The sequence below is a fragment of the Nonomuraea sp. NPDC049714 genome (assembly GCF_044465295.1).
Taxonomy (GTDB): Bacteria; Actinomycetota; Actinomycetes; order Streptosporangiales; family Streptosporangiaceae; genus Nonomuraea.
The window spans coordinates 258170-279526 of sequence record NZ_JBITLM010000012.1 but is presented as its reverse complement, the minus strand read 5'-3'; the positions used below and the strand labels follow the sequence as shown (position 1 = coordinate 279526).

Below are 21357 nucleotides of genomic sequence, written 5' to 3'. Positions count from 1 at the left end.
CGCTGAGTCGAACGGGTGACGCCGACAGGCAAGCTCCCCGCGATACGGAACCAGGAGTGGTGAGCGACCGATGAAGCCCGTGCCGACCATCGAGCCAGGCAGCGAGCGCAGCACCCGTGCGCGCGTCGCCCGGCTCATCCTGGAGCACGGGCCCATCGCCGCCGTGGCGCTGGGCGAGCGGCTCGGGCTCACGCCCGCCGCCGTCCGCCGGCACCTCGACGCGCTGCTCACGGACGGAATGATAGAACCTCGTACGGTGCGTCCGCGCGGTGAGCGCGGGCGAGGGCGACCGGCCAAGTTGTTCGCCATCACCGACGCGGGGCGCAGTGCTTTCGAGCACGCCTATGACGACCTCGCCGGGAGCGCGTTGCGCTTCCTGGCCGAGCGCATGGGCGAGCGAGCAGTGACCGACTTCGCCCGCTCGCAGGTGTCCGGCCTGCTGACGCGGCTGGAGCCGGTCATGCGGACAGTGCCGGCCGACCAGCGTGTGCAGGTGCTGGCGCAGGCGCTGTCGGCGGAGGGCTACGCCGCCTCGGCCAGCAAGGCCAAGTCGGGTGGCGACCAACTCTGTCAGCACCACTGCCCGGTGGCCCACGTGGCGGCGGAGTTCCCGCAGCTGTGTGAGGCCGAGACGGAGGCGTTCGCGCAACTGCTCGGCACACCGGTGCAGCGCCTGGCCACCATCGCGCACGGCGACGGGGTCTGCACCACGCACGTGAGCCCGCAATCGCTGGGCGATACCGCACATAGAGACAAGAGCAAGGAGACCGGAAGGTGACTGTCACCGACCGCCCGGAGCTTGAAGGCCTCGGGAATTACAAGTTCGGCTGGTCCGACTCGGATGTCGCCGGAGCGACGGCCAAGCGCGGCCTGTCCGAGGAGGTCGTCCGCAACATCTCCGCGCTGAAGAACGAGCCGGAGTGGATGCTCGACCTTCGCCTGAAGGGCCTCCGCCTGTTCCACAAGAAGCCGCTGCCGACCTGGGGCTCCGACCTCACGACCATCGACTTCGACAACATCAAGTACTTCGTGCGCTCGACCGAGAAGCAGGCCGCTTCCTGGGAAGAGCTGCCCGCCGACATCAAGAACACCTACGACAAGCTCGGCATCCCCGAGGCGGAGAAGCAGCGCCTCGTCGCCGGCGTCGCCGCCCAGTACGAATCCGAGGTCGTCTATCACAAGATCCGTGAGGACCTCGAGGAGAAGGGCGTCATCTTCGTCGACACCGACACGGGCCTGAAGGAGCACGAGGAGCTCTTCAAGGAGTACTTCGGCACCATCATCCCGGTGGGCGACAACAAGTTCGCCGCGCTCAACACCTCGGTGTGGTCCGGTGGCTCGTTCATCTACGTGCCGCCGAACGTCGAGGTCGAGATCCCGCTGCAGGCGTACTTCCGGATCAACACCGAGAACATGGGCCAGTTCGAGCGGACCCTGATCATCGTGGACGAGAACAGCTACGTCCACTACGTCGAGGGCTGTACCGCGCCGATCTACTCCTCCGACTCGCTGCACTCCGCGGTCGTCGAGATCGTCGTGAAGAAGAACGCCCGCTGCCGTTACACGACCATCCAGAACTGGTCCAACAACGTCTACAACCTGGTCACCAAGCGCGCCGTCGCCTACGAGGGCGCGACCATGGAGTGGATCGACGGCAACATCGGCTCCAAGGTCACGATGAAGTACCCGGCCGTCTACCTGATGGGCGAGCACGCCAAGGGCGAGACGCTGAGCGTCGCGTTCGCCGGCGAGGGCCAGCACCAGGACGCCGGCTCCAAGATGGTGCACCTGGCGCCGCACACCAGCTCCAGCGTCATCTCCAAGTCGGTGGCGCGCGGCGGCGGCCGCACCTCCTACCGCGGTCTCGTGCAGATCGAGGAGGGCGCGTACGGCAGCGCCAGCACCGTCAAGTGCGACGCGCTGCTGGTCGACCAGATCAGCCGCTCCGACACCTACCCCTACGTCGACGTCCGCGAGGACGACGTCTCGATGGGGCACGAGGCCACGGTCTCCAAGGTCAGCGAGGACCAGCTGTTCTACCTCATGAGCCGCGGGCTCGAGGAGGACGAGGCGATGGCGATGATCGTGCGCGGCTTCGTCGAGCCGATCGCGCGTGAGCTGCCCATGGAGTACGCGCTCGAGCTCAACCGGCTGATCGAGCTGCAGATGGAAGGAGCCGTCGGCTGATGGGCCTGAACGAGAAGCCCCTGTCGACCCTGCACGAGAAGGCGTCCTACGAGCTGGACGACTTCGAGGTCCCGACGGGTCGTGAGGAGGCGTGGCGCTTCACGCCGCTGTCACGCCTGCGCGGCCTGCACGACGGCAAGGCCGAGGTCACCGGCCAGGTGCTCACCCAGGCCTACACCCCGGCCGGCGTCAGCGCCGAGTGGGTGGGCCGCGAGGACTCCCGGATCGGCCGCGCCTACGTGCCGGCCGACCGGGTCAGCGCGCAGGCCTACAACGCCTTCGAGAAGGCGCTGGTGGTGACCGTGCCCAAGGAGGCCGTGCTCACCGAGCCCGTCCGCGTCGAGGTGCGGGGCGGTGGCGTCGACGGCGCGTCCTACGGCCACATCGTGGTCGTGGTCGAGCCGCTGGCCGAGGCCATCGTCGTCCTCGAGCACCAGGGCAGCGCCGTCTACGCCAGCAACGTCGAGTTCCTCGTCGGCGACGGCGCCACGCTCAGGGTCGTCAGCCTGCAGGACTGGCAGGACGACGCCGTGCACGTCTCCCACCACCACGCCCAGCTCGCCAAGGACGCCACCTTCCGCAGCTTCGTGGTGACCCTGGGCGGCGACCTGGTGCGGCTGTCGCCGAGCGTGTCCTACACCGGCCCCGGCGGCGACGCCGACCTGGCCGGCGTCTACTTCGTCGACGCGGGCCAGCACCTGGAGCACCGCCTCCTGGTCGACCACTCCACGCCCAACTGCAAGAGCAACGTCGACTACCGCGGCGCGCTGCAGGGCGAGGGGGCGCACGCCGTCTGGATCGGCGACGTGATCATCAGGGTCGAGGCCGAGGGCACCGACACCTACGAGCTCAACCGCAACCTGATCCTCACCGACGGCGCCCGCGCCGACTCGGTCCCCAACCTGGAGATCCTCACCGGCGAGGTCGCCGGCGCGGGCCACGCCTCCACGTCGGGCCGGCTCGACGACGAGCACATCTTCTACCTCCAGGCCCGCGGCATCCCCTTCGACGAGGCTCGCCGCCTGGTCATCCGGGGCTTCCTCGGCCAGCTCATCGAGAAGATCCAGATCGAGGAGATCCGCGACCGCGTGATGAGCGCCGTGGAGGCGGAGCTCGCACGATGAGTGAATTCGAGAAGGTGTGCAAGGTCAGCGACATCCCCGACGAGGGGGTGATCGGCGTCGAGGTGGGGGAGACCCCCGTGGCGCTGGTGCGCAAGGGCGACGAGGTGTTCGCCCTGCACGACGTCTGCTCACACGCCGAGGTGAAGCTCAGCGAGGGCGACGTCTACGACGGCACGCTGGAGTGCTGGCTGCACGGCTCGTGTTTCGACATCCACTCGGGCAAGCCCACCGGCCCGCCCGCGACCAAGCCCGTGAACGTCTACACAGTGAAGATCGACGGCGATGACGTGCTCGTCTCGCTCTCGAAGGAGTCATAAAACACATGTCCACCCTTGAGATCCGTGACCTCCAGGTCGCCGTCGGGGACAAGCAGATCCTGAACGGCGTCAACCTGACCGTGAAGTCGGGCGAGACCCACGCCATCATGGGCCCCAACGGCTCCGGCAAGTCCACCCTCGCCTACGCCATCGCGGGCCACCCCAAGTACACGATCACCGGCGGCCAGGTGCTGCTCGACGGCGTCGACATGCTGGAGCTGTCGGTCGACGAGCGCGCCCGCGCCGGCCTGTTCCTCGCCATGCAGTACCCGGTCGAGGTGCCCGGCGTGTCGGTGTCCAACTTCCTGCGCTCGGCCGTCACCGCCGTCCACGGCGAGGCGCCCAAGCTGCGCCAGTTCGCCAAGGACCTCAAGGCCGGCATGGACGCCCTGCACATCGACGCCGCCTTCGCCCAGCGCAACCTGAACGAGGGCTTCTCCGGCGGCGAGAAGAAGCGCCACGAGATCCTCCAGCTCGAGCTGCTCAAGCCGAAGATCGCCGTCCTCGACGAGACCGACTCCGGCCTCGACGTCGACGCGCTGCGCGTGGTGTCCGAGGGCGTGAACCGTTTCCGCGAGTCCGGCGAGACGGGCGTGCTGCTGATCACCCACTACACCCGCATCCTGCGCTACGTGAAGCCCGACTTCGTGCACGTCTTCGCCGCCGGCAAGGTCGTCGAGGAGGGTGGGCCGGAGCTGGCCGACAAGCTCGAGGCCGAGGGCTACGAGCAGTACACGAGGGCGTCTGCATGACTTCCACCAGCTTGGACGTGGAGAGGATCAGGAAGGACTTCCCGGTTCTCTCCCGCGAGCTGCCCGGCGGGCGTCCGCTCGTCTACCTCGACTCGGGCAACTCCTCACAGAAGCCCACCCAGGTCATCGAGACCATGCGTGAGCACCTGGCGATGCACTACAGCAACGTCGGGCGCGCCATGCACGTGCTGGGCTCGGAGTCGACCGAGGCGTACGAGAACGCGCGCGACAAGATCGCCGCGTTCGTCGGCTCCTCGTCGCGCGACGAGGTGATCTTCACCAAGAACGCCTCCGAGGCCCTCAACCTGGTCGCCTACTCCTTCGGCAACCGGTCCAACACCGATCCCCGCTTCACGCTGGGCCCCGGTGACGAGATCGTCATCTCGGAGATGGAGCACCACTCCAACATCGTGCCGTGGCAGATGCTCGTGCAGCGCACCGGCGCGACGCTCAAGTGGTTCGGCGTCACCGACGAGGGCCGCCTCGACCTGTCCGGTCTGGCGGAGCTGGTCACCGAGCGGACGAAGATCGTCTCGATCGCCCACCAGTCGAACGTGCTCGGCACCGTCAACCCGGTCGCCGAGGTGCTCGGGCGGGCTCGCGAGGTCGGCGCGCTGGTGATGCTCGACGCCTCCCAGTCGGTGCCGCACCACCCCGTGAACGTCACCGAGCTGGGCGTCGACTTCGTCGCCTTCACCGGCCACAAGATGGTCGGCCCCTCGGGCATCGGCGTGCTGTGGGGCCGCGGTGAGCTGCTGGAGGCGATGCCTCCGTTCCTCGGCGGCGGCGAGATGATCGAGGCGGTCTGGATGGACCGCTCGACCTACGCGCCGGTGCCGCACAAGTTCGAGGCGGGCACGCCGCCCATCGTCGAGGCGATCGGCCTCGGCGCCGCGGCCGACTACCTCACCGGGCTCGGCATGGACGCCGTGGAGGCGCACGAGCGGGAGCTGACGGCGTACGCGCTGGAGGCCCTGCGCGAGGTGCCCACCCTGCGCCTGATCGGTCCCGACTCGCTCGACCTGCGGGGCGGCACGCTGTCGTTCACGCTGGAGGGCATCCACCCGCACGACGTGGGCCAGATCCTCGATGACCGGTTCGGCATCGCGGTGCGTGTCGGGCACCACTGCGCGCGCCCGCTGCACCTGCGGTTCGGAATACCGGCGACCACGCGGGCGTCTTTCTACCTGTACAACACCACGGCGGAGATCGACGCCCTGGTGCGCGGCCTCCACCACGTACAGAAGGTGTTCGCATAGCCATGATCGGCGAGTCGATGTACCAGGAACTCATCCTGGAGCACTACAAGCACCCGCAGGGGCGGGGGCTCCGCGAGCCGTACGACGCCGAGGTTCACCACGTGAACCCGACCTGCGGCGACGAGATCACCCTGCGCGTCAAGATGGGCGACGCGGGCAAGATCGAGGACGTCTCCTACGACGGGCAGGGTTGTTCGATCAGCCAGGCCGCGGCCTCGGTGCTGTACGAGCTCACCACCGGCTCGACGGTCAAGGATTCGCTCTCCGTGGTCGACGAGTTCACCCGCCTGATGCAGGGCAGGGGACAGGTGGAGGCCGACGAGGACGTGCTCGGCGACGCGGTCGCGTTCGCCGGGGTGGCCAAGTTCCCGGCGCGCGTGAAGTGCGCGCTGCTTTCCTGGATGGCCTACAAGGACGCTGTTGTGAGGAGTGCTGCAGGATGAGCAAACCGGTCGAGACCCCGATCGACCTCGATGGTGACGCCACCGTCGAGGAGGTGATGGAGGCGCTCAAGGACGTCGTGGACCCCGAGCTCGGCATCAACGTCGTGGACCTGGGGCTCATCTACGGCCTCAACCTCGATCCCGCCGACGGCGGCAAGCCCGTCGCCACCATCGACATGACGCTGACCAGTGCCGCCTGCCCGCTCACCGACGTGATCGAGGACCAGGCCCACTCCGCGCTCGAGGGCATGGTCTCCGACGTGAAGATCAACTGGGTCTGGCTGCCGCCATGGGGCCCGGACAAGATCACCGATGAGGGGCGCGAGCAGCTTCGTATGCTAGGATTCAACGTCTGATCATTTCAGGCTGTACGGCTGGCGCCCCGCGTCAGCCGCTTCAGCGTGTCGAGGGGTTCGGGATTTCCGAGCTCCGCATGGGAATAGTCTTGATCCGCCCCGTGTTGGCACCTTAGGACACCTGACGCCTCATCGCGCGTCCCGCGCCGCCTGCGGCCGGCGCCCCAGGTGCGCCTTCCCCCTCGCTCCGCCCCACGGCGGGCGCACTGCAATGTGTACGGCATGATCGCCGTACGACCCTGGCTCGTCCTTTCGCAGAAGTGACGTGCCACTTCGACTGAAAGGCACGAATTTCGTGACCATGCTTGACGCTGTCATGCCCGAAACGACCCCCGAGCAGGTCCTCGGCTTCGAGGAGCTCGGCCTGCCCAAGCCCCTCGTGACCGGCCTGGCCAAGCAGGGCATCGACAGCCCGTTCCCCATTCAGAGCGCGACGATCCCCGACGTGCTCACCGGCGCCGACGTCCTCGGCCGCGGCCAGACCGGCTCCGGCAAGACCCTCGCCTTCGGTCTGCCCACCATGGCACGGCTGGCAGGCGTCCGGCCGACCCCCGGCCGTCCCCGCGCGATGATCCTGGTGCCGACCCGCGAGCTCGCGCTCCAGGTGCACGACGCCCTTGAGCCGCTCGGCCGCGGACTCGGCCTGCGCATGAAGGTCATCGTCGGCGGCATGTCCATGGGCAAGCAGATCGAGGCGCTGCGCCGCGGCGTCGACATCGTCATCGCCACGCCGGGCCGTCTCGGCGACCTCATCCGCCAGGGTGAGTGCTCGCTGGCCGAGGTGCGGATCAGCATCCTCGACGAGGCCGACCACATGTGCGACCTCGGCTTCTTCCCCGTCGTCACCGAGCTGCTCGCGCAGACCCCGACCGACGGGCAGCGGCTGCTGTTCTCCGCGACGCTCGACGGCGACGTGGACAAGCTCGTGCGGCGTTTCCTCAGAAACCCGATCACGCACTCCGTCGCCCCCGCGACCTCCCCGGTCGACACGATGGAGCACCACGTCGTGCAGGTCAGCAGGGACGACAAGTTCGACGTCACGGCCGAGATCGCCAACCGCGAAGGCCGTACGATCATCTTCGTCCGGACCCAGCACGGCGTCGACCGCCTGTGCAAGCAGCTCGCCCGGGTCGGCGTCAAGGCCGGCGGACTGCACGGCGGCAAGCGCCAGAACCAGCGCACCCGCATCCTGGCCGAGTTCCGCGAGGGCTCCGTCAACGTGCTCGTCTGCACCGACGTCGCCGCCCGCGGCATCCACGTCGACAACATCAGCCTCGTGCTGCACGTCGACCCGCCGCAGGACAGCAAGAGCTACCTGCACCGCGGCGGCCGTACGGCGCGTGCCGGCGAGAAGGGCACCGTCGTCACCCTGGTGCTGCCGAACGAGCGCCGCTCCACCGACGCGCTGACCAAGCGGGCCGGCATCCAGCCGTTCCGGCTCAAGGCCGCTCCCGGGCACCCGCGCCTGGCCGAGGTCGCCGGGGCGCGCACGCCCAGCGGTGAGGCCATCCCCGTCTGGGAGCCCGACGTCCGCAAGCCGCTGCGCGCCCGCCGCGAGGGCGGTCACAGCGGCTCCTCCGACCGTCGCAACCGCCGTCCCCGCCGCGAGTTCGACGGTGGCGAGCGTCGCCCCCGTCGCCATGACGGTGGTGAGCGCCCTTTCGGGGGCGCGTCGGCTGACGACCGGCGCCCTCGACGTCACGAGAACGGCGACCGTCCGGCCACGGCCGCTCCCATCGAGGACCGTGACCGCAGGCCGGCCGGCGACCGCGGCGGCTTCCGCCGGGACGACCGCGGCCAGCGTGGCGGTTTCCGCTCCGACGACCGTGGCGCCAGTGGCGGTTTCCGCTCCGAGGACCGCGGCGGCTCCCGTGAGGGAGATCGCGGTGGCGCTCGCGAGGGCGCCTCGGGTGGTTACCGGTCGGACGACCGTGGCCGCTCGTTCGGCGACCGGGCCCGGCCGTTCGCGGCCGACCACGGCGTCCGCTCCGACGACCGCCCGCGTGACGGCTACCGCTCCGGCGGCTCCCGTCCGGACGACCGTGGCGCCAGGGGCGGCTTCCGCTCCGACGACCGCCGCGCCTCGGGTGGCCGCCGCTTCGAGCGCTGACCGGCTGAGGTGCGCCTGGCTGTGTTGATCGGCTCGTGTTGATCTGCGGCGTCGCCCGCCGTACCCCTTCGCGGGGTGCGGCGGGCGGCGCCGTTCGTCATGTCGGTATGGGTTGCGCCAAGAGCGGCGTATGAGTGTGCCTGGTCTCGCCTGGCGGACGCGCGGCATCGCCAGGTGCCCGCGCAGACTAGGCTTGACTCGCACGTCAGCCGACCGACGAGAGAGATCATGAAGACCTTCGAAGAGCTGTTCGCCGAGCTGTCCGAGAAGGCGCAGACCCGGCCCGCTGGTTCGGGCACCGTGGCCGCGCTCGACGCCGGCGTCCATGCCATCGGCAAGAAGGTCGTGGAGGAGGCCGCCGAGAGCTGGATGGCGGCCGAGCACGAGTCCCATGACCGGGCCGCCGAGGAGATCTCGCAGCTTCTCTACCACGTGCAGGTGCTCATGATCGCGAAAGGGATCGGGCTGGACGAGGTGTACAAGCATCTCTAGGGCGCCCCGCGCCCGCCTCCGCCCACACCCGCGAACATGGACGACACCGAGGAACAGACATGCTACGTCTGGCCGTACCGAACAAGGGCGCACTCAGTGAGGCCGCCCAGATCATGCTCAAGGAGGCCGGCTACCGGTCTCGAAGAGACAGCAAGGAGCTCGTCGTCGTCGACGAGGACAACGGCTGCGAGCTGTTCTTCCTGCGCCCCCGCGACATCGCCGTCTACGTCGGCGAGGGCACCCTCGACGTCGGCATCACCGGCCGGGACATGCTCATCGACTCCGGCGCGCCGGTCGAGGAGATCATGCCGCTCGGCTTCGGCGGATCCACCTTCCGCCTGGCCTGCAACGCCGGCACGATGACCTCCGTCAAGGACCTGCAGGGACTGCGCGTGGCCACCTCCTACGCCGGCCTGCTCGACAAGTACCTCTCCGAGGAGGGCGTCGACGCCCGCGTCATCAAGCTCGACGGCGCCGTCGAGACCGCGATCAGACTCGGCGTCGCCGACGCGGTGGCCGACGTCGTGGAGACCGGCACCACCCTGCGCAACGTCGGCCTCGAGGTGTTCGGCGAGCCGATCATGCGCTCGGAGGCCGTGCTCATCAAGCGCCAGAGCTCGCCCGAGACGCCGGCGGCCGAGCAGCTCGTCCGCCGCTTCCAGGGGGTCGTGCACGCCCGCGACTTCGTCATGATGGACTACGACATCCGCGCCGAGCGGATCGAGGAGGCCATCGCGCTCACTCCCGGCATGGAGGGGCCGACGGTCTCGCCGCTGCACCGCGAGGGCTGGGTGGCCGTGCGCGCGATGGTCCGCCGCAAGGGCCACCAGCAGGTCATGGACCAGCTCTGGGACCTCGGCGCGCGGGCCATCCTGGTCACCGACATCTACGCCTGCCGCATCTGACGAAGGTCACCGCCGATCCCGGACGGAGCTCACCGTCCGGGATCGGCGCGTCCGTTGTCAGGCCGCTCGCCCCGCTCCAGCGGGGCGAGCCCGGCTCGTCAGCGGTCAGGTGAGTCCCTTCACCGCCGCGATGGCCAGGTCCACCTTGTCGGGGTCGGTGACGATGCTGGTGCCGAAGCGCAGCAGCGGCGGGAAGTACGGGGTGGTGCTGGTGATCACCTTCTGGTCGTGCAGCCGGTTCACCGCCTCCTCGGGCTGGAGGCCGTCGATCGTGCAGCACACCAGGCCCGCCGACAGGTCGGGGGATTCGGGGGTGACCAGCCGGACGTGCGGAATGTCGCGCAGGCCCGCCTTCAGCCGGGTCGCCAGCTCCTGGGTGCGCCGCTGGATGCGGTCCTTGCCGATCGCCTGCTGGAAGTTGAACGCCTGCGTCATCGCCCACCGGTGCTCGAACGCCTTGTAGCCGCCCGGGGTCGCCAGCTGCGCCGTGGTGTCGAGCGGCCCCTCACGCCGCTGCCAGGCCACGAACGAGGCCCGCCCGAACCCCGGGATGACCGGCGCGAGCGCGTCCCACGCACGCCCCCACAGGAAGCCGGTGCCGCGCGGCCCGAACAGCCACTTGTGCGTGCCGGTCGCCAGGAAGTCACAGCCCAGGTCCCCGACCTCGTCGGCCATCGCGCCGAACCCGTGCACCCCGTCCACGCACAGCAGCGCCCGGTCCTGCTCGTCGCGGCCCTTGTTGGCCTCGGCCAGCATGTCGGCGATGGCCCGGATCGGCAGTCGCACCCCGGTGCTGGAGTGCACCCAGGTGACCGCCACCACCCGGGTGCGCGGCCGCAGGCCATCCTTGATCGCGCTCACGATCCGGTCCGCCGACGCGTGCGCGGGATCGTCGTACAGCCTGATCCTGCGCACCTTCGCGCCCGTCCGGTCGGCGAGCAGCCGCACGCCCTCGTGGGTGGCGAGGAAGTCGTGCTCGGTGGTGAGCACGTCCTGGCCGGGGCGCAGCCTCAGGCCGGAGTAGAGCAGGCCGAGGCCCATCGTGGTGCTGTCGGTCAGGGCGATGTCGCGGGAGTCGGCGCCGATGAAGCGCGCGGCGGTCTCCAGGACGGAGTCGTCCGGCGAGGCGTTGCCTCCGGGCAGGTAGTGCGGGTCGGCGTCGAGGCCGTCACGATGCCGCCTGATCGCCTCCCGCACGGTGGCGGGCGCGGGCGCCAGGACGAACGCCGCGAACTGCCCGTACGCCGGATCGAGCGTGAACTGCGCCCGGACCGACGCCCAGTCGTCCGGGGCGAAGGAGGGCGATCCCTCGGGGGTGGGGGACGGCGTGGCGGTGCACGCGGCCACACCGGCCAGCATTCCCGCGCCGAGCAGGGCCCGTCTGTTCAGCTGCCGAGTCACGACTCCTTTCCTACCCTGGCCCGGGTCCCCGTGCCCAGAGGGCGCGCACAGTCGTTACGCGCCGTCAGACATGCGCCGTCGCCACCTGCCGGATCAGATCCGACACCCGGACGATCCCCAGGCAGCGATTGAGCTCGTCGGTGACCACCAGGTCGTCGTAGACGCGCAGCCCGTCCCGGCCCGCCACCTGCATCGCCGCGACCGCCGGAGTGCTCTTCGGCACCGTGCGCGGCGTGTCGGCCAGCCGCCGGGCCGGCTTCGAGCCGTGCAGCGCGTGCCCGTACCGGGAGGCGATCGACAGCAGGAACCGGCTGCGGTCCAGGCTGCCCTCGGGCCGCTGGTACTCGTCCACCAGGATCACGCTGGTGATCGTCGGCTCGTGCCCGAACGCCTCCACCGCATCCTCCGCCTTCGCCGCGACGGGCAGCGTCACCGCGGGCAGCAGCAGCTCCTGCACCCGTGGGCCGAGCGTGACCGTGGCGGACGACTCGACGGGGGGCGGCAACGGCACCCGGATCCGCCCGTCCGGCCCCGGCGCCAGCAGCGGGCCGTGCGCCAGCCGTGCCCCTTGCGCGCGGGCCGCCGCGAGCTCCGCCTCGGTCGTGACGCCCGGCGCCAGCACGTGCGCGCCGACGCCCCGCGCCAGGGACGCCACCGCCCGCATCACCGCCGTCGCCCGGTGGTCGCGCGGCGCCCGCGCGACCACGTCGGGCGCCAGCCCCACCAGGTACGGCGCGGCGTCCGCGATCAGGTCGAGGGGCGCGCTCTGGCCGCCGGCGCCGCCGAAGCCCACCAGGTAGCCGTGGTTGCGCAGGGCTTCGAGCACGACCCGGAGCACCGGCCGGTCGCTCTCGGCGCACGGGCCGTGCAACAGCAGGATGGCCTCGCGGGGATGGCGTCCGGCGCGGTGCAGCGCGTCGTGCAGGGGTGCCATCGCGCCGGCCCCGGCCAGGGCGACGCGCATGGGAAGGTCCAGCATCATGGGCAAGGGGGCCGCCCGGAGGTGACCTGAGGCGTCCAGCGCCGCTGGGTAAGCGATGACGGCCCCGGTGTCGAGATCCACGATGGGGCCGGTGAGCAGGGAGGACACGTAGTGATGATGGTGGCTGGGTGGGCTACGGCGACACCCTGGTGAAATGAAATTTACCGACATTTTCCGTGTATTCCATACTTCGTCGGCTGGGATTCGGCATGGGCTAGCCTTCCGGCATGGGCACGCGACCGGCGAAGGGCGGCGGCCGGTGGGTCTCGGTGCCGCCGGAGCGGGTGCACCCATGGATCGACGGGTTCGCCGGGCGGCACGGACCGTTCGAGGCGTCCGGTGACGAGCGGACGGTGCGGCTGGTGGCCGCCGACGGCGGCGTGGCGGAGCTGCACGCGCCCTTCCCGCCGATGAGGCCCGGGCCGCCGCACGTCACCAGGCTGGTCGAGCACGCGCGGGCCGAGCGGCGGGTGGGCGTGGTGCTGGTGCGGCTCGGCGGTTACGCGGCAGGGGTCTTCCACGGCGGCTCGCTGGTGGCGTCCAAGGTGGGCGCACGCCTGGTCCAGGGGCGGACGGCGGCGGGCGGCTGGTCGCAGCAGCGCTTCGCCAGGCGCCGGGACAACCAGGCGAGCAAGGTCTTCGAGGTGGCGGCCGACACGGCGCTGCGCGTGCTGTCACCCCATCTGGGGGAGCTCGACGCGGTGGTGCTGGGCGGCGACCGCAAGGCGGTCGACTCCCTGCGCTCCGACCGCAGGCTGGCGCCGCTGCTGGCGCTGGAGGCAGAGCCGTTCCTCGTCGTGCCGGACCCGAGGCTGGCGATCCTGCGTGACACCCCGCAGCTGTTCCGCGCGGTCAGGATCCGGGTGGTGGACCCGGCCTGAGACGATCCGGTTGGGACGATCCGGTTGGGACGATCCGCTTGAGACGATTCAACGTGGCTATGATGAGCGCGTTCACAGTGGCACGGCTCACGGGGATCAATGGCGACCACGAGCATCAAGGAGGTCGCGCGGCTGGCGCGCGTCTCGGTCGGCACGGTCAGCAACGTGCTCAACCGCCCCGAGGTCGTCTCGCCCGCCACGCGTGAACGGGTCCTCACGGCGATCCGCGAGCTGGGCTTCGTCCGTAACGAGGTGGCCCGTCACCTGCGGGCCGGGCGCAGCCGCACGGTCGGGCTGGTCGTCCTCGACGTGTCCAACCCGTTCTTCACCGACGTCGCGCGGGGTGCCGAGGCGCTCGCCGACGAGCACGACACGATGCTGGTGCTCTGCAACAGCGCCGCCGACCCGGCCCGCGAGCGCCGCCACCTCGACCAGCTCGAACAGCAGCGGGTCCTCGGCATCCTGATCACCCCGGTCGACGCCGCCGGCCCCCACCTGGCCGAGCTCGCCGCCCGAGGCACGCCCGTGGTGCTCGTCGACAGCCCCGCTCCCGGCCCGCAGTGCTCGGTGGCGGTCGACGACCGGCTCGGCGGCCACGCGGCCGGGGCGCACCTGGTCGAGCGGGGGCACCGGCGGATCGCGTTCGTCGGTGGGCCGCTGTCGATCAAGCAGATGGCCGACCGCCGCGCGGGCGTCCGCGACGCCGTCCACGCGGCGGGTGACGGCGTCGAGCTGATCGACCGCCTCACGCCCACGCTGAGCGTCGCGGCCGGGCGGGCCGCCGGTGAGCGCCTGGCGGCGCTGCCGGACGGCGAGCGGCCCACCGCCGCCCTGTGCGCCAACGACGTGCTGGCCCTGGGGTTCCTGCAGGCCATGGCGGCGTGCGGGCTGCGGGTGCCCGAGGACATGGCCATCGTCGGCTACGACGACATCGACTTCGCCGCCGCCGCGGCGATCCCGCTGTCGTCGGTGCGCCAGCCGCGCGAGCTGCTCGGCCGCACCGCCATCGACCTGCTGCTGGAAGAGGTGACCGCCCCTGAGCGGCACCGGCACCGGCAGGTCATCTTCCAGCCGGACCTGGTCGTACGCGAGTCGAGCGGAGCGCGTAGGACCGGCTGAGACCGCGAGGTGAATCGTTTCAAAACCGGCGGGCGGCGCGGGAAATCAGAAGCCGTCTCCGGACGTTGTACGTGGGGCGCTGTCAGGGGCCTGACCAGCGAGGTCCGGTGATCTTCGCCGGGCCTCGGGGGACACAGAAAGCAGAGGTGGGGCTCCCGATCAGGGGCCTACACTGATCGGTATGCACACTCCCGATTGACCGGCGCCGCGCGCCCAATCCCTCGTTTCCTACCTCGGGAGTGTTTCCTTCGCCATGATCATTGCTACTGACATCGAACTGCGTGCGGGCTCGCGATTGCTCATCGAGAGTGCCTCCTTCCGCGTCAACCCCGGCGACAAGATAGGCCTTGTCGGCCGTAACGGCGCGGGCAAGACGACCCTGACCAAGGTGCTGGCGGGCGAGGCGCTGCCCGCCGCCGGCACCGTGACCACCACCGGCAACGTCGGCTACCTGCCCCAGGACCCGCGCACCGGCGACCTGGAGGTGCTCGCCCGCGACCGCATCCTGTCGGCCCGCGGCCTCGACGAGGTGCTGCGCAGGCTGCGCGAGGCCGAGGCCGGCATGTCCTCGGCCGACCAGCGCACGCAGGAGAAGGCCGTGCGGCAGTACGGCCGGCTCGAGGACCAGATGCACGTCCTGGGCGGCTACTCCGCGGAGTCGGAGGCCGCCTCCATCTCCTCCAGCCTGGGACTCGCGGACCGGGTCCTGGGACAGCCGTTGAAGACGCTTTCCGGGGGCCAGCGCAGACGCGTCGAATTGGCGAGAATTCTTTTCAGCGGAGCGGAAACTCTCCTTCTCGATGAGCCGACAAACCACCTAGATGCGGACTCAATCGGGTGGCTTCGTGATTTTTTGCGCTCTCATCAGGGCGGCTTGGTGATCATCAGCCACGACGTCCAGCTTCTTGAAGCCACGGTCAACAAGGTCCTCCACCTCGACGCCAACAGGTCCTCGGTCGATCACTACAACGTCGGCTGGAAGACCTATCTGGCGCAGCGGGAGACCGACGAGAAGCGCCGCAAGCGCGAGCGGGCCAACGCCGAGAAGCAGGCGGGCGCGCTGCTCGCGCAGGCCGACAAGATGCGCGCCAAGGCCACCAAGGCCAAGGCGGCCCAGGACATGATGCGCCGCGCCAACCGGCTGCTGTCCGGCACCGAGGAGGTGCGCCAGGGCGACAAGGTCGCCAAGCTGCGCTTCCCCGACCCCCAGCCGTGCGGGCGCACCCCGCTGATGGCGGAGGGCCTGTCGAAGTCCTACGGGTCCCTGGAGGTCTTCACCGACGTCGACGTGGCCATCGATCGAGGTCACAGGGTTGTCATCCTCGGGCTCAACGGCGCCGGCAAGACCACGCTGCTGCGGCTGCTCGGCGGGATCGAGCGCCCCGACACCGGCGCGATCAAGCCCGGCCACGGCCTGAAGGTCGGTTATTACGCCCAGGAGCACGAGACGCTCGACAGTGACAGAACGCTTCTGGAGAACATGCGTTCGGCAGGCGGAACGTTCACTGACACCGAGCTGCGCAAGGTCCTCGGCTCCTTCCTGTTCACCGGCGACGACGTCGACAAGCCCGCCGGAGTCCTGTCCGGCGGCGAGAAAACCCGCCTGGCGCTGGCCATGCTGGTGCTCTCCAGCGCCAACGTGCTGCTGCTCGACGAGCCCACCAACAACCTCGATCCGGTCAGCCGGGAGCAGGTTCTCACCGCTCTGAGGTCGTATTCAGGATCGATCGTCCTGGTTACCCATGACGAGGGTGCCGTTGATGCCCTTTCACCGGATAGGGTGATCTTGCTGCCAGACGGAACTGAAGACGCGTGGAGCGAGGAATTTTCCGATCTTGTGGCACTTGCCTGATCTTAATTTGGGTGGGTACGGATCTTTTCCCGTGGAGTAGGTAGCCGATCCCGCTGAAATGACTGATCATGGCGGAGTAACGCTGCGGAAGTCCGGCACTACAGGAGGTACTCGTGGCCGAGACACTGAAGAAGGGCACCCGGGTCACCGGGGCCGATCGTGAGAAGCTGGCCGGAGATCTAAAGAAGCGCTATGCCGCGGGTGAGAGCATCCGCGCCCTGGCCGCTTCTACCGGCCGGTCCTACGGGTTCATCCATCGCATCCTGAGCGAGTCCGGAGTGACTCTGCGCGGGCGCGGCGGGGCGACCCGAGGTAAGTCCAAGCGCTGACGGCCGCCTCGGAACGTGCGACCGCAGCCGCTCGTCCCTAGCCGCCGACGTCGCGCCCGAGCCAGAATCATATTCTGTAAGCTCGGGCGCGACGGACAGTGGACGAGGGAGCGGGCGATGTCGGAAGCGAAGGCGCCACAACAGCGCGGGGGGTATACGGAGGACGTTTCCGCCGAAAGACTGGCGGAGATCGGACTGCGCTTCGAGGTGGACGGTGAGATCGCGACGATCACACTGGACCGGCCGGACAAGCGGAACGCTCAGACGTTCGCTACCTGGTCGGCCCTGGCTCGTATCGGTGACAATCTGCCGGAGCGGGTTCGCGTGGTCGTGGTGAACGGTGAGGGACCGTCCTTCTCGGCGGGGATCGACCTGCGCATGTTCACCCCTGAGGGGGTGCCCGGCCAGGGCTCGTTCAGCTCGGCGGCGCGGCTCGACAGCGCATCGTTCGAGGAGCTGCTCGAGCAGGCCCAGCAGGGGTTCCTGTGGCTACGCCGCCCAGAGATAGTTTCCATCGCGGCCGTGCGGGGTCACGCGATCGGCGCGGGATTTCAACTCGCGCTCGCCTGTGACCTGCGCATCGTGGCCGACGATGTCAAGTTCTGCATGAAAGAGCCCGCACTGGGGCTGGTGCCCGATCTGACCGGCACCAAGCCGCTGGTGGACCTGGTAGGCCTGGCCAAGGCGATCGACATCTGCCTGACGGCCAGGGTGGTGGAGGCGGACGAGGCCTACCGCATCGGCCTGGCCGAGCGGGTGGTCGCCGGGGGGGACCTGGCGAAGGCCGTACAGGAGAAGGCCGCGCAGCTGCTGTCGACCAACCGGGACGCGGCGGCGGCGACCAAGCGACTCCTCCAGGGAGCGCAGGGGCGCACCCTGGAGGAGCAGCGCGCCGCGGAGGGCGCCGAGCAGGCCGAGCGCCTGAGGGCCCTGTTCGCGGGCGGCTCGTGAGGCCCGTTTTCGCCTTGAGCTGATGTGGGAATCGCCGGACGGCGCTGTGACGCTCTGCTGAGGGAGGAGGGACTCCCTATATGGCGATGATGGGCGGCGGTTTCGGTCCGTCGGTGTGGGCCTCGCTGCGGCGCGACGGCTCGGTGACCAAACAACGGCTCTCGCCTGGCACGGTCAGGCGCATCGCCGGCTATGCCAGGCCCTATACCAAGCAGATCGTCGCCTTCCTGCTGCTGGTGGTGGCGGGAGCGGTGATCGTGGTCGCCAACCCGCTGCTGATGAAGGCGATCATCGACGACGGCATCCTGGCCGAGCGCAGCGAGGTCGTGATCGGCCTGGCCGTGGCGATCGCGGTGCTCGCGCTGGTCGACGCCGGCCTGACCCTGGTGCAGCGCTGGTTCTCCTCCCGCATCGGCGAGGGGCTGATTTTCGACCTGCGCACCGAGGTGTTCGACCACGTCCAGCGGATGCCGGTGGCGTTCTTCATGCGCGCGCAGACCGGCGCGCTGGTCTCCCGGCTCAACACCGACGTCATCGGCGCCCAGCGCGCGCTGACCAGCACGCTGTCGTCGGTGGTGTCCAACGTGGTCAGCCTCGTCCTGGTGCTCGGCGCCATGCTGGTGCTGTCGTGGCAGGTCACGCTGGTCGCGCTGATCCTGCTGCCGATCTTCATCGTGCCGGCCAAATGGGTCGGCCGGCGCATGTCGGCGCTGACCCGCGAGCAGATGCAGCTCGACGCCGAGATGAGTTCGGTCACGACCGAGCGCTTCAACGTGGCGGGCGCGATGGTGGCCAAGCTCTACGGCAGGCCCGAGGACGACGCGCGGATGTTCAGCGACCGGGCCGCCAGGGTCCGCGACGTGGGCGTCACCGTCGGCATGTACGCCACCATTTTCCGGGTCGCGCTCGGCCTGGTCGCGGCGCTGGCCACCGCGCTCGTCTACGGCATCGGTGGGGTGATGGCCGTCGGCGACGTCTTCGAGCTCGGCACGCTGGTGGCGCTGGCGGCCCTGCTGATGCGCCTGTACGGGCCGCTGACCTCGCTGTCCAACGTGCACGTGGACGTGATGACCGCCCTGGTGAGCTTCGACCGGGTCTTCGAGATCCTCGACCTCCGGCCGATGGTCGCGGACAAGCCGGACGCCCGGCCGCTGCCCGGCGGGCCCGTCACGATCGAGTTCGACGACGTGCGCTTCGGCTACCCGTCGGCCGAGGAGGTGTCGCTGGCCTCACTGGAGTCGGTCGCCAGGGCGGAGACGGGCGGCCCGTCCCAGCCGGTGCTCAACGGCGTGTCGTTCACGGCCGCGCCGGGCTCGCTCATCGCCCTGGTCGGCCACTCCGGCGCTGGCAAGACCACGATCACCTCGCTGGTCTCCCGGCTCTACGACGTCAACGAGGGCGCGGTCCGGATCAACGGGATGGACGTGCGGGACGCCACGCTCGCCTCGCTGCGCGACACCGTGGGCGTGGTCATGCAGGACCCGCACCTCTTCCACGACACCATCGGCGCCAACCTCCGCTACGCCCGCCCGGAGGCGAGCGAGGAGGAGATGTGGGCGGCGCTGCGCGCCGCGCAGATCGGCGAGCTGGTCGAGGCGCTGCCCGACCAGCTGGAAACGGTCGTCGGCGACCGCGGCTACCGGCTGTCCGGTGGCGAGAAGCAGCGCCTGGCGCTGGCCCGGCTGCTGCTGAAGGCGCCGCGCGTGGTCGTGCTCGACGAGGCCACCGCGCACCTGGACTCGGAGTCGGAGGCGGCGGTGCAGAAGGCGCTCAAGACCGCGCTGCGCGGCCGCACCTCGCTGGTGATCGCGCACCGGCTGTCGACGATCAGGGAGGCCGACGAGATCCTCGTCGTGCACGACGGGCGCATCGCCGAGCGGGGCCGCCACGAGGAGCTGCTGGCGCGCGGCGGTTTGTACGCCGAGCTCTACCGCACCCAGTTCAGCTCTTCAGATAGCCCAGTCGGGTGAGCTCCTGCTTGGCCACCTTCTCCACCAGCTCCAGGTCCGCGGGGCGGAGCCGGGTCCGCCAGGAGCCCACCTCGGGGACGCGGGGGCCGTAGAGGGCGATCTTGGACACCCGCGTCTCCAGAAACTCCGACAGGGTGGCCACCGACCGGGCGGGCTGCTGGACCAGGTCCTCGTAGCGGAGGGTGAGGAGCTGGTCCTCGGGCAGCTCCTTGCGCAGTGTGGCGCTCAGCCGCACCGCGCTGCGCCAGCGCAGCGCGCTCTTGCCCGCCACGGGCATGGTCTTCCACCGGTCGCGGTGCTCGTCGCGATTGACGCCGAGGAAGGCGTTGGGGAACTCGGTGTCCTCCGGCAGCATCACCGGCTTGAACCAGGCGAGGCTGGCCGGATCGTCGAGCATGTCGGCGGTCACGTCACGGCCGTCGCGGATGAGCTGCACGAACCGGGCGTCGGGGAAGGCCCGCAGCAGCACCGGGGCGCTGTAGATCAGGTCGGGGCTGGCGTCGCCGAACCTGGTCACCTCGTCCGTCGACACGCACGGCCCGGTGGTGGTGACGCCCCCGGCCTCCCGGCACGGCTCGGAGCACAGGCCGCACGAGCCGCCCAGCACCTGCCACGACTCGGCGAGCGCGTCGCGCAGCACCCGGACGGCGCCGGAGGTGCGGCCGATCGACGGCTTGCGGGCGAAGGCGTAGACCACGTGGGCCACGCAGGCGCGGCCCATGGTCACGTGACAGCCCGGCGCGCGTTTCAGGGCACGGGCGAGCAGGTCCGCGCCGGAATGCGGAGCACCGAGCAGGAAGACCGGCCTGCGGACCTTGATGCCGTTGACCACGAGGATGTGGGGCGGAAGTCGCATACGACAGGTAAGTGTGGCACCGTTTGGCAGGTGGGCGAGCCAGCGCCGGGCCGGTCGTGAGCGACGCCCGCGCAGACCGTACGATGCCTTCGCCGGTCGGCCGCGCAGCTGGGCCGGTCGGCGGCACCGCCCCCGCTCGTCATGGAGTTGATCGATGCAGTCAGGTGACACCGTCGCCGTCGTCGCCCCGTCAGGTCCGGTGGACGCCCTCCTGCTCGGCCGCGGCGTCGAGCGGCTGGAGGGGCTCGGGCTGAAGGTCGTCGTCGGCCCGCACGTGTTCGACCGTCAGGACCTGGGCTATCTGGCCGGTGCGGACGCCGCGCGCGCCGCCGACCTGCGGTCGGCGTGGTGCGATCCGGCGGTCGGCGCGGTCTTCTGCGCCAGGGGCGGCTACGGCGCGGCCAGGCTGCTCGGCCTGCTCGACTGGGACGCCATGCGGGCGGCCGGGCCGAAGACCCTCATCGGCTCCAGCGACATCACCGCGCTGCACCACGCGTTCGCCGCCGAGCTGGGGGTGCCCACGCTGCACGGCCCGATGCCCGGCGGCCTGCTCATGGGCGGTGAGCAGGGGCCGGAGCCCGCGACGTGGGAGCATCTGCGGGCGGCCCTGTTCGGCGCGCCGGCGCCGGTCACCGGTGACCTGGTGCTCGCGCCGGGCCGCGCCGCCGGGGTGCTCCACGGCGGCAACCTGTCACTGCTGGCATCCCTCTGCGGCACCGCCTACCAGCCGTCGTTCGCCGGCAAGATCGCCCTGCTGGAGGACATCGGCGAGCAGCCCTACCGGGTGGACCGCCTGCTCACCCAGCTCCTGCAGTCGGGGGCGTTCGCCGGCGTGCGGGGGATCGCGCTCGGCTCCTGGGTCGACTGCGGCGACCCCCTCCCGGTGCTGCGCGACCGGCTGCTGCCGCTCGGGGTGCCCATCCTGGCGGGGCTTCCCATCGGCCATGGGTCTCCACAAATGAGTGTGTGGCTTGGGGCTCTTGGGGTTATCGATACCGAATCGTGCTCGCTGTCTGGTCCGTTCTGGAACGAGGAGCAGGCAAGGTAGAACGCACATGCGGACGAAACCGA

The 21357-nt window shown here is 70.1% G+C and carries 21 protein-coding genes; 18 read left to right on the top strand and 3 right to left on the bottom strand.

What is annotated here, in order from left to right; translation table 11 throughout:
* Positions 1 to 70: 70 nt before the first annotated feature.
* From ACIBQX_RS38220 to hisG, 11 genes are all read left to right on the top strand, one after another.
* Positions 71 to 778, top strand: a complete 708-nt coding sequence (locus ACIBQX_RS38220) for a helix-turn-helix transcriptional regulator (RefSeq protein WP_397013367.1) — start codon at positions 71 to 73, stop codon at positions 776 to 778.
* A complete protein-coding gene (sufB, locus tag ACIBQX_RS38215) occupies positions 775 to 2187 on the top strand; it encodes a Fe-S cluster assembly protein SufB (RefSeq protein ID WP_397013365.1) in 1413 nt (470 codons plus the stop codon). Before ACIBQX_RS38220 ends, sufB begins: the two co-directional genes overlap by 4 nt.
* Complete coding sequence (gene sufD / locus ACIBQX_RS38210) at positions 2187 to 3311, top strand: Fe-S cluster assembly protein SufD (RefSeq protein WP_397013363.1); 1125 nt, start codon at positions 2187 to 2189, stop codon at positions 3309 to 3311. Before sufB ends, sufD begins: the two co-directional genes overlap by 1 nt.
* On the top strand, positions 3308 to 3628 hold the full coding sequence (locus ACIBQX_RS38205; protein WP_397013361.1) for a non-heme iron oxygenase ferredoxin subunit: 321 nt from the start codon (positions 3308 to 3310) through the stop codon (positions 3626 to 3628). Before sufD ends, ACIBQX_RS38205 begins: the two co-directional genes overlap by 4 nt.
* 5 nt (positions 3629 to 3633) lie before the next feature.
* Complete coding sequence (sufC, locus tag ACIBQX_RS38200) at positions 3634 to 4380, top strand: Fe-S cluster assembly ATPase SufC (RefSeq protein ID WP_397013359.1); 747 nt, start codon at positions 3634 to 3636, stop codon at positions 4378 to 4380.
* Entirely contained in the window at positions 4377 to 5639 is a 1263-nt protein-coding gene (locus ACIBQX_RS38195; protein ID WP_397013357.1) for a cysteine desulfurase, read from the top strand. The genes sufC and ACIBQX_RS38195 overlap by 4 nt, the downstream gene beginning before the upstream one ends.
* A 2-nt stretch (positions 5640 to 5641) precedes the next feature.
* On the top strand, positions 5642 to 6082 hold the full coding sequence (sufU, locus tag ACIBQX_RS38190; RefSeq protein ID WP_397013355.1) for a Fe-S cluster assembly sulfur transfer protein SufU: 441 nt from the start codon (positions 5642 to 5644) through the stop codon (positions 6080 to 6082).
* Positions 6079 to 6438, top strand: a complete 360-nt coding sequence (locus tag ACIBQX_RS38185; protein ID WP_397013353.1) for a metal-sulfur cluster assembly factor — start codon at positions 6079 to 6081, stop codon at positions 6436 to 6438. The genes sufU and ACIBQX_RS38185 overlap by 4 nt, the downstream gene beginning before the upstream one ends.
* A 316-nt stretch (positions 6439 to 6754) precedes the next feature.
* On the top strand, positions 6755 to 8548 hold the full coding sequence (locus ACIBQX_RS38180; protein WP_397013351.1) for a DEAD/DEAH box helicase: 1794 nt from the start codon (positions 6755 to 6757) through the stop codon (positions 8546 to 8548).
* Positions 8549 to 8776: 228 nt separating this feature from the next.
* Positions 8777 to 9040, top strand: coding sequence for a phosphoribosyl-ATP diphosphatase (locus ACIBQX_RS38175; RefSeq protein WP_397013349.1), 264 nt, complete (start codon positions 8777 to 8779; stop codon positions 9038 to 9040).
* Between the two features lie 59 nt (positions 9041 to 9099).
* Positions 9100 to 9945: an ATP phosphoribosyltransferase gene (gene hisG / locus ACIBQX_RS38170; protein ID WP_397013347.1), complete on the top strand. Its 846-nt coding sequence runs from the start codon at positions 9100 to 9102 to the stop codon at positions 9943 to 9945.
* A 105-nt stretch (positions 9946 to 10050) separates the two neighbouring features.
* On the opposite strand, the gene ACIBQX_RS38165 is transcribed toward hisG, so the two are convergent.
* Together ACIBQX_RS38165 and ACIBQX_RS38160 are read right to left on the bottom strand one after the other, a co-directional pair.
* Positions 10051 to 11346: an aminotransferase class V-fold PLP-dependent enzyme gene (locus ACIBQX_RS38165; RefSeq protein ID WP_397013345.1), complete on the bottom strand. Its 1296-nt coding sequence runs from the start codon at positions 11344 to 11346 to the stop codon at positions 10051 to 10053.
* Positions 11347 to 11410: 64 nt separating this feature from the next.
* Positions 11411 to 12436 (bottom strand): EAL domain-containing protein, encoded by a 1026-nt coding sequence (locus ACIBQX_RS38160; RefSeq protein WP_397013344.1) that lies wholly within the window; start codon positions 12434 to 12436, stop codon positions 11411 to 11413.
* 119 nt (positions 12437 to 12555) lie between these two features.
* Between ACIBQX_RS38160 and ACIBQX_RS38155 the strand changes: the two genes are divergently transcribed.
* From ACIBQX_RS38155 to ACIBQX_RS38130, 6 genes are all read left to right on the top strand, one after another.
* Positions 12556 to 13209, top strand: a complete 654-nt coding sequence (locus tag ACIBQX_RS38155; protein WP_397013342.1) for an acVLRF1 family peptidyl-tRNA hydrolase — start codon at positions 12556 to 12558, stop codon at positions 13207 to 13209.
* Positions 13210 to 13308: 99 nt separating this feature from the next.
* Positions 13309 to 14328: a LacI family DNA-binding transcriptional regulator gene (locus ACIBQX_RS38150; RefSeq protein WP_397013341.1), complete on the top strand. Its 1020-nt coding sequence runs from the start codon at positions 13309 to 13311 to the stop codon at positions 14326 to 14328.
* A gap of 253 nt (positions 14329 to 14581) precedes the next feature.
* Positions 14582 to 16180: an ABC-F family ATP-binding cassette domain-containing protein gene (locus ACIBQX_RS38145; protein ID WP_397013339.1), complete on the top strand. Its 1599-nt coding sequence runs from the start codon at positions 14582 to 14584 to the stop codon at positions 16178 to 16180.
* Positions 16181 to 16293: 113 nt separating this feature from the next.
* Positions 16294 to 16509 (top strand): helix-turn-helix domain-containing protein, encoded by a 216-nt coding sequence (locus ACIBQX_RS38140; protein ID WP_020547488.1) that lies wholly within the window; start codon positions 16294 to 16296, stop codon positions 16507 to 16509.
* A 117-nt stretch (positions 16510 to 16626) separates the two neighbouring features.
* Positions 16627 to 17460, top strand: a complete 834-nt coding sequence (locus tag ACIBQX_RS38135) for an enoyl-CoA hydratase/isomerase family protein (RefSeq protein ID WP_397013338.1) — start codon at positions 16627 to 16629, stop codon at positions 17458 to 17460.
* Positions 17461 to 17540: 80 nt separating this feature from the next.
* Complete coding sequence (locus ACIBQX_RS38130; RefSeq protein ID WP_397013336.1) at positions 17541 to 19430, top strand: ABC transporter ATP-binding protein; 1890 nt, start codon at positions 17541 to 17543, stop codon at positions 19428 to 19430.
* Here ACIBQX_RS38130 and ACIBQX_RS38125 read toward each other — a convergent pair.
* The gene (locus ACIBQX_RS38125; RefSeq protein ID WP_397013335.1) at positions 19402 to 20286 is read right to left on the bottom strand and encodes a sulfotransferase; all 885 of its coding nucleotides are present in this window, start codon (positions 20284 to 20286) and stop codon (positions 19402 to 19404) included. The two genes, ACIBQX_RS38130 and ACIBQX_RS38125, sit on opposite strands and share 29 nt — an antisense overlap.
* A 154-nt stretch (positions 20287 to 20440) precedes the next feature.
* Here ACIBQX_RS38125 and ACIBQX_RS38120 point away from each other — a divergent pair, with 154 nt between their 5' ends.
* On the top strand, positions 20441 to 21334 hold the full coding sequence (locus tag ACIBQX_RS38120; protein WP_397013334.1) for an LD-carboxypeptidase: 894 nt from the start codon (positions 20441 to 20443) through the stop codon (positions 21332 to 21334).
* Positions 21335 to 21357: the final 23 nt, after the last annotated feature.

Excerpts from the sequence above, each read along its gene's own strand:
- ACIBQX_RS38125 (WP_397013335.1), bottom strand. The coding sequence starts at position 20,286 with ATGCGACTTCCGCCCCACATCCTCGTGGTCAACGGCATCAAGGTCCGC.
- sufD (WP_397013363.1), top strand. The coding sequence starts at position 2,187 with ATGGGCCTGAACGAGAAGCCCCTGTCGACCCTGCACGAGAAGGCGTCC.
- ACIBQX_RS38220 (WP_397013367.1), top strand. The coding sequence starts at position 71 with ATGAAGCCCGTGCCGACCATCGAGCCAGGCAGCGAGCGCAGCACCCGT.
- ACIBQX_RS38175 (WP_397013349.1), top strand. The coding sequence starts at position 8,777 with ATGAAGACCTTCGAAGAGCTGTTCGCCGAGCTGTCCGAGAAGGCGCAG.
- ACIBQX_RS38120 (WP_397013334.1), top strand. The coding sequence starts at position 20,441 with ATGCAGTCAGGTGACACCGTCGCCGTCGTCGCCCCGTCAGGTCCGGTG.
- ACIBQX_RS38155 (WP_397013342.1), top strand. The coding sequence starts at position 12,556 with ATGGGCACGCGACCGGCGAAGGGCGGCGGCCGGTGGGTCTCGGTGCCG.
- ACIBQX_RS38135 (WP_397013338.1), top strand. The coding sequence starts at position 16,627 with ATGTCGGAAGCGAAGGCGCCACAACAGCGCGGGGGGTATACGGAGGAC.
- sufU (WP_397013355.1), top strand. The coding sequence starts at position 5,642 with ATGATCGGCGAGTCGATGTACCAGGAACTCATCCTGGAGCACTACAAG.
- ACIBQX_RS38145 (WP_397013339.1), top strand. The coding sequence starts at position 14,582 with ATGATCATTGCTACTGACATCGAACTGCGTGCGGGCTCGCGATTGCTC.
- ACIBQX_RS38180 (WP_397013351.1), top strand. The coding sequence starts at position 6,755 with ATGCCCGAAACGACCCCCGAGCAGGTCCTCGGCTTCGAGGAGCTCGGC.
- hisG (WP_397013347.1), top strand. The coding sequence starts at position 9,100 with ATGCTACGTCTGGCCGTACCGAACAAGGGCGCACTCAGTGAGGCCGCC.
- ACIBQX_RS38205 (WP_397013361.1), top strand. The coding sequence starts at position 3,308 with ATGAGTGAATTCGAGAAGGTGTGCAAGGTCAGCGACATCCCCGACGAG.
- sufC (WP_397013359.1), top strand. The coding sequence starts at position 3,634 with ATGTCCACCCTTGAGATCCGTGACCTCCAGGTCGCCGTCGGGGACAAG.
- ACIBQX_RS38130 (WP_397013336.1), top strand. The coding sequence starts at position 17,541 with ATGGCGATGATGGGCGGCGGTTTCGGTCCGTCGGTGTGGGCCTCGCTG.
- ACIBQX_RS38185 (WP_397013353.1), top strand. The coding sequence starts at position 6,079 with ATGAGCAAACCGGTCGAGACCCCGATCGACCTCGATGGTGACGCCACC.
- ACIBQX_RS38195 (WP_397013357.1), top strand. The coding sequence starts at position 4,377 with ATGACTTCCACCAGCTTGGACGTGGAGAGGATCAGGAAGGACTTCCCG.
- ACIBQX_RS38150 (WP_397013341.1), top strand. The coding sequence starts at position 13,309 with ATGGCGACCACGAGCATCAAGGAGGTCGCGCGGCTGGCGCGCGTCTCG.